5 protein-coding genes and 1 pseudogene are annotated in these 5,644 nt (G+C 47.1%); 2 read left to right on the top strand and 4 right to left on the bottom strand.

Features of this window, described 5'->3' with window-relative positions; all coding sequences use genetic code 11:
- Together Q0502_RS09745 and Q0502_RS09740 are read left to right on the top strand one after the other, a co-directional pair.
- On the top strand, positions 1-1,265 hold a 1,265-nt coding region (locus Q0502_RS09745), incomplete at its 5' end, for a Gfo/Idh/MocA family oxidoreductase (protein WP_298650068.1).
- A gap of 180 nt (positions 1,266-1,445) precedes the next feature.
- Complete coding sequence (locus tag Q0502_RS09740; RefSeq protein WP_298650066.1) at positions 1,446-2,264, top strand: alpha/beta hydrolase; 819 nt, start codon at positions 1,446-1,448, stop codon at positions 2,262-2,264.
- Between the two features lie 66 nt (positions 2,265-2,330).
- Here the strand turns inward: Q0502_RS09740 and sucD are convergent, their stop codons facing one another.
- The 4 genes and pseudogenes from sucD to Q0502_RS09720 form a co-directional block, all read right to left on the bottom strand.
- Positions 2,331-3,167: a succinate--CoA ligase subunit alpha gene (sucD, locus tag Q0502_RS09735; protein WP_298650064.1), complete on the bottom strand. Its 837-nt coding sequence runs from the start codon at positions 3,165-3,167 to the stop codon at positions 2,331-2,333.
- Between the two features lie 119 nt (positions 3,168-3,286).
- On the bottom strand, positions 3,287-4,417 hold the full coding sequence (gene sucC / locus Q0502_RS09730) for an ADP-forming succinate--CoA ligase subunit beta (protein ID WP_298650061.1): 1,131 nt from the start codon (positions 4,415-4,417) through the stop codon (positions 3,287-3,289).
- Positions 4,418-4,734: 317 nt separating this feature from the next.
- Positions 4,735-5,337 (bottom strand): LuxR C-terminal-related transcriptional regulator, encoded by a 603-nt coding sequence (locus tag Q0502_RS09725; protein WP_298650058.1) that lies wholly within the window; start codon positions 5,335-5,337, stop codon positions 4,735-4,737.
- Positions 5,330-5,644: pseudogene (locus Q0502_RS09720) on the bottom strand (hemerythrin domain-containing protein); the annotation flags it as partial. The pseudogene Q0502_RS09720 and the gene Q0502_RS09725, both read right to left, overlap by 8 nt.

Raw genomic sequence — 5,644 nt, 5'->3', positions numbered from 1 at the left:
TAACCGACAAAATAGATACCGTTCGTGTCGGCTTTATCGGATTGGGGATGCGTGGCCCCGGCGCCGTGCAACGCTTCACCCATATACCGGGTACGAAAATTGTAGCCTTGTGCGACCTGCATGAGGAGAGGGTAGAGAAGGCGCAAGGCATCCTCGAAAAGGCCGGCTTACCCCGTGCCGCCTCCTATGGCGGCAGTGAAGAGGCCTGGAAAGAATTGTGTGAGCGCGATGATATTGACCTGGTCTATATTGCTACCGACTGGAAACACCATGCCCCCATGATGATCTACGCCATGGAACAGGGCAAGCATGTGGCCTGCGAAGTACCCGCCGCCATGACCCTCGAAGAGATATGGAGGGTGGTCAATACCGCCGAAAAGACACAAAAACATTGTATGCAACTGGAGAACTGCGTCTATGATTTCTTTGAACTGACTACACTGAATATGGCGCAACAAGGTCTTTTCGGTGAGATCCTCCATACCGAGGGAGCCTATATCCACGATCTGAGCGATTTCTGGGGTTATTACGAAGGGGACTGGCGCATGCAGTATAACAAGGAATTCCGCGGCGATATCTATGCTACCCATGGTATGGGTCCTGCTGCACAGGTATTGGATATCCACCGCGGCGATAAGATGAACACTCTGGTGTCGATGGATACCAAACCGGTGAATATTCCGGAATACCTGATCGGGGAAAGGGGAATGGACCGCGACAGCGCTTATCAATTCGCCAACGGTCAACACACGATGACGATGATCCGTACGGAAAAGGGGAAAACCATCCATATCCAGCACGATGTGGCCTCGCCGCGTCCTTACAGCCGTATGTACCAGGTGAGCGGTACGAAAGGGTTCGCCAACAAATACCCGGAGCAGGGTTATGCCATCGAAGGAGATGTGTTGGAGGAGGGGATAGTTCCCGACCATGAGAACCTGAGCGCCCATAATTATGTATCGGAGGAGGTAAAAGATGCCCTGACGGATAAATACAAGCACCGCATCCACCGGGAACTGGAAGAGAAAGCCAAAGAAGTGGGCGGTCACGGCGGGATGGACTTCATTATGGATTACCGGTTGGTGTATTGCCTTCGGAACGGGCTGCCGCTCGATATGGACGTGTATGACCTGGCCGAATGGTGTAGCCTGGCTGAGCTGAGCCGTATCTCGATAGAGAACAATAATGCTCCGGTAGCCGTACCCGATTTCACACGCGGTCATTGGAACGACGTGCAGGGTTTCCGACATGCGTTTGCCGATTGAACGGAAGGGAAGAGAGTCCACAACTAAAAGTAAGTTCGAAATAAATCCTAAAGGTCCGACAAAAATCTTTAGGGTTTATTTTTTGAATAGACAATGTGCGGATAGAAAGAAGCCTCCAGGAGTTATCCTGTTTTTGCAATGCTTCATGTGGGTTATTAAAATTATTATCAGATGGAAATAATGAAGATATATAAAAAAATAGTCAGGAGGATAGCCTTATTGGTGGGAGTATTCTTGGTAACAGCTATAACAGCCTTTGGGCAAAAACAATCAACATTCGTGATTGTACATGGTGCATGGGGCGGTAGTTGGTCATTCAAGCAAACAGATTCGATCCTTACCTCAAAAGGCTATACCGTATATCGTCCAAGCCTTACCGGTCAGGGAGAAAGGGTTCATCTTACTTCGCCTGACATTGATCTGAACACACATATCTTGGATGTGGTCAATACAATTTTATATGAGAATCTGAATGACATCATACTTGTTGGTCATAGTTATGGAGGTATGGTAATTACCGGTGTGGCGGACAGCATCCCGGAACGGATCGGGCGATTGGTTTATTTGGATGCTTTTGTTCCCAATGACGGTGAAAGTGTGATAAGCTCACGTACGGATGGAAAAATCGGGCCTGAGCATGAATCAACCGATGGATTTGTGGTTCCAGGTTGGATGAACGAGAATGATCCGCTACCCCGCGACGTGCCTCAATCATTGAAAACATTTACGGCACCGGTATCTCGTAGAAAACAGCAAACTTTATCCTTGCCCGCCACTTATATCTTTACCGTAGAGGAAGGGAAGAAACCGGAAGAAGATCATTTCTTCTTTTTCGCGGAACGTGCACGGAAAAGAGGATGGAAGATGATTGTTATGACCGCAGATCATAATCCGCAGCAAAGCAGCGTAAATGAATTGGTTAAGTTGCTCATTCAAGAAGTAGCCTATACAAAAAATGAAAAGAGGCCGTCTCATTTCGAACTGACCCCAAAAAGTTAGATAAAAAACTTTTTTGGGGTCATTGCAGGTTTTAAATTTTGAAGATATTCAGCCTCTTTTCGGGCTCTATTTTATGAATCCACAAACTATCTTCTGTTTTTCAATAGTTCCGGGATCTGACTCGGACGCTGTTCCGGTTCCGCTCGAAATGATGGCTCCTGCATGTCCCATCTGCTTTCCGGGAGGTGCCTGCTGTCCGGCAATAAATACCGCTACTGGTTTTGTGACATGCTCCCTGATATATGCTGCGGCCCGTTCTTCGGCATCCCCTCCGATCTCACCGATCAGCGCAATGGAATCGGTTGCGGGATCATTCTCGAACATCTCGAGCAGTTCTATGAAATAGAGCCCTACAACCGGATCACCCCCTACGCCAACGGCGGTGGATTGACCCATCCCTTCTCCGGTGAGGTTGTAGACCACTTCGTAGGTAAGGGTGCCGCTACGGCTGATCACGCCGGTGCCTCCCTCTTTGAAGACCATGGAAGGCATAATCCCTGCCAGGCTTTTCCCCGGTGAGATCAGGCCGGGACAATTAGGGCCGATAAGAGTAGCTCCCTTCTGCCTGATAAAATGGTATGCTTCCACTACATCGAGTGTGGGTATGCCTTCCGTGATGGCAACAATCAGTTTTATCCCGGCGTCGGCCGCTTCCATCATAGCATCTTTTGCGAAAAGGGCCGGAACAAAAATGACGGATGTGTCGGCGCCGGTCTCTTTCACCGCGTCCCTTACCGTGTTAAATACGGGGATTCCATCTACAAATTCTCCCGCCTTGCCGGGTGACGTTCCGCCCACGACACGGGTCCCGTATTCCTTCATTTTTGATGTGTGGAAGCCGCCATCGCGGCCGGTTATCCCCTGGACGATCAGGCGGGTATTACTATCTATCAGGATACTCATATGTTTGTATATTTAGAAGAAAGATTGATTAACAGATTTACCGGTGTACTGATTAGCCGATTATAATTACAAATAACCAATTATCAAATCGTTAAATTGTCCAATCATCAAATCATTTATTAGCACATGGATACGGCTTTCCGGGTAGCTTCACCCATGGTGTGGGCTACATGAAGACCGCTCCCCTGTAACAGGGCGCGTCCCTCCTTTTCATTGGTTCCGGTGAGCCGGATCACGATAGGGATATTTGTTTTTATCTGTTTAAAGGCTTCCAGTAACCCTTTTGCCACATCGTCGCAACGGGTAATACCGCCGAAAATATTGATCAGTACTACTTTTACATTCTGGTCGCTCAGGAGCAGTTTCATCGCTTCAATCACTTTTGTCGGGTTGGAACTTCCTCCTATGTCAAGGAAATTGGCCGGGTTACCGCCATAGAGTTTGATCATATCCATAGTTGCCATTGCCAGACCGGCGCCATTTACCATACATCCTATCTCTCCACCCAGGTTCACATAACTGAACCCCTTGCTTTTGGCATTTTGTTCTTTTTTCTCCTCTTCGGAGGGTTCATGGAGAGCCGCTATTTTGGGATGCCGGTAGAGTGCATTGTCATCGAATGTCATCTTTGCATCTATGGCCATGATCTCCGCCTCTTTCGTAAGTACCAGCGGGTTGATCTCTGCCAGCGAAGCATCCGTTCCCACAAACAGTTTGTAGAGTTTCTGGAAGATCACGGCAGCCTGACGCACCTGTTTGATATCGTCGAACAGTTTAAATGCCGCTTCACGGGCCAGATAATCGGGCAGACCTACCGAAGGGTCGATCACAAACTTGTAGATCTTTTCGGGTGAGGTGCGCGCTACCTCTTCAATATCCATACCTCCCTCTTTACTCAGCATCAGTAGGGGGGATTTTGAACTCCTGTCGATGACGTAACTCACATAATATTCTTTTTCGATATTAATCGCCTGGCCTACCAGAATACGGTCGACAGTGAACCCTTTGATATTCATCCCGAGGATTGCAGCGGCGTGTCGGCGCAATTCCACTTCTCCGTCAGCAAGTTTTACACCGCCTGCTTTTCCTCTGCCTCCGGTATGCACCTGCGCTTTCACAATGACCTTTTGCGAATCCAGTTGGGCGTAGGCTTTGACTGCATCCTCCACCGACCGGCATACAATACTCCTGTCGACGGGTATTCCATACGTTGCAAACATTTCTTTTGCCTGATATTCATGAATTTTCATGGGGCCTTTTCCTGTAATTTTATATTGATTAAAATTGTTGTAAAACTAAGAAATTATTTCGAATTAAAAAATCCGATTATGTTAAGGGAGAACGTTTCATTGCGTTAAATTGTTTAACAAAATCCAACTTTTTCGCTAAGCGAAATGCAGAAGACGAATTTATAGGGAATGTTTTCAATAAGCGGGTACAGGAGAAAAACTTGTTTTTATTATGCCGTGCGCAGAAAACAACTAAGTTTGCTTGAATAGGTTATCGCGGGAAAAAGTGCAATAAGACGACCGGAAAAAGACTAAGATGATTGAACTTTTTCGCCGGATTAAATTTCTATATCCTCGATAGAGATAATTTTCTTGGAAATAGCGTAAATGGTGAGTCCCGACTGGCTGCGGATCCCCGTCTTCACGGCAATGTTCTTCCTGTGCCTTACCACTGTATGGATGCTGATGTTGAGCGCATCGGCAATCTCTTTATTCAACATTCCGTTCACAAGGCCGGTGAGTACCTCGATCTCTCTCTTAGTAAGGTTCTCTTCCCCTTCCTTCTCCTTTAGCGGCGACTGACTCTTTTTATTGAGCTTCGAGAGTAAGTGCACGATATGCTCGGGTGAGTCGTAGAGGGTAAAAGTGATATCGGTCAGCATCGACTGTTTATGCATCATGCCGAAGTCAATGCCGGCAATGGAGAGAGAAGGGTGACTTTTCCTGATCTTCCTGAGCTCCTTTTCCCGGTTCAGGAACTGTACCGGATTGGCTATCAGTATATCGACAGAATTGGACTCAAGGAGTTTGGTAAAGTCCTCCAGTATTTCCAGCCTGTAGATACGGCAATCCATATCCGATTGATAGAGAAGGGCCTGTATCCCTTCACAAATGATCTTCGAAGATTCTAAAATAGCTATATGGAGTGTAGACTTATGCATTTTGTTCCCTTTCAATATCCACCCCTGACGGGATTAAAATGGTCTCTTCTATCAGGGAGTGGATGTACAGATCGAACTCAAGTTCATAGAGCGACATGAACAATTTGCGACGAAGGTCCAAATCGCCCTCGATCTTTACATATTTAAGCAGGAGGTTCTTCAGGTCCTTCAGTTTCAGCTCTATGTCGGTGTGATGCTCACTGTATTCCCTGGAAGAGTAAAGTTCCCGGTGATCGCCGTGTTTCTTGCTGCCTAAGAGTGTAATGAAATAGGGGAAGGCTACTTCATCTTCATAATCCAGATGCTC

The organism is uncultured Proteiniphilum sp. (genome assembly GCF_937873925.1).
Lineage (GTDB): Bacteria > Bacteroidota > Bacteroidia > Bacteroidales > Dysgonomonadaceae > Proteiniphilum.
The sequence above is the reverse complement of the archived record's forward strand: the minus strand, read 5'-3'. Positions and strand labels throughout refer to the sequence as shown.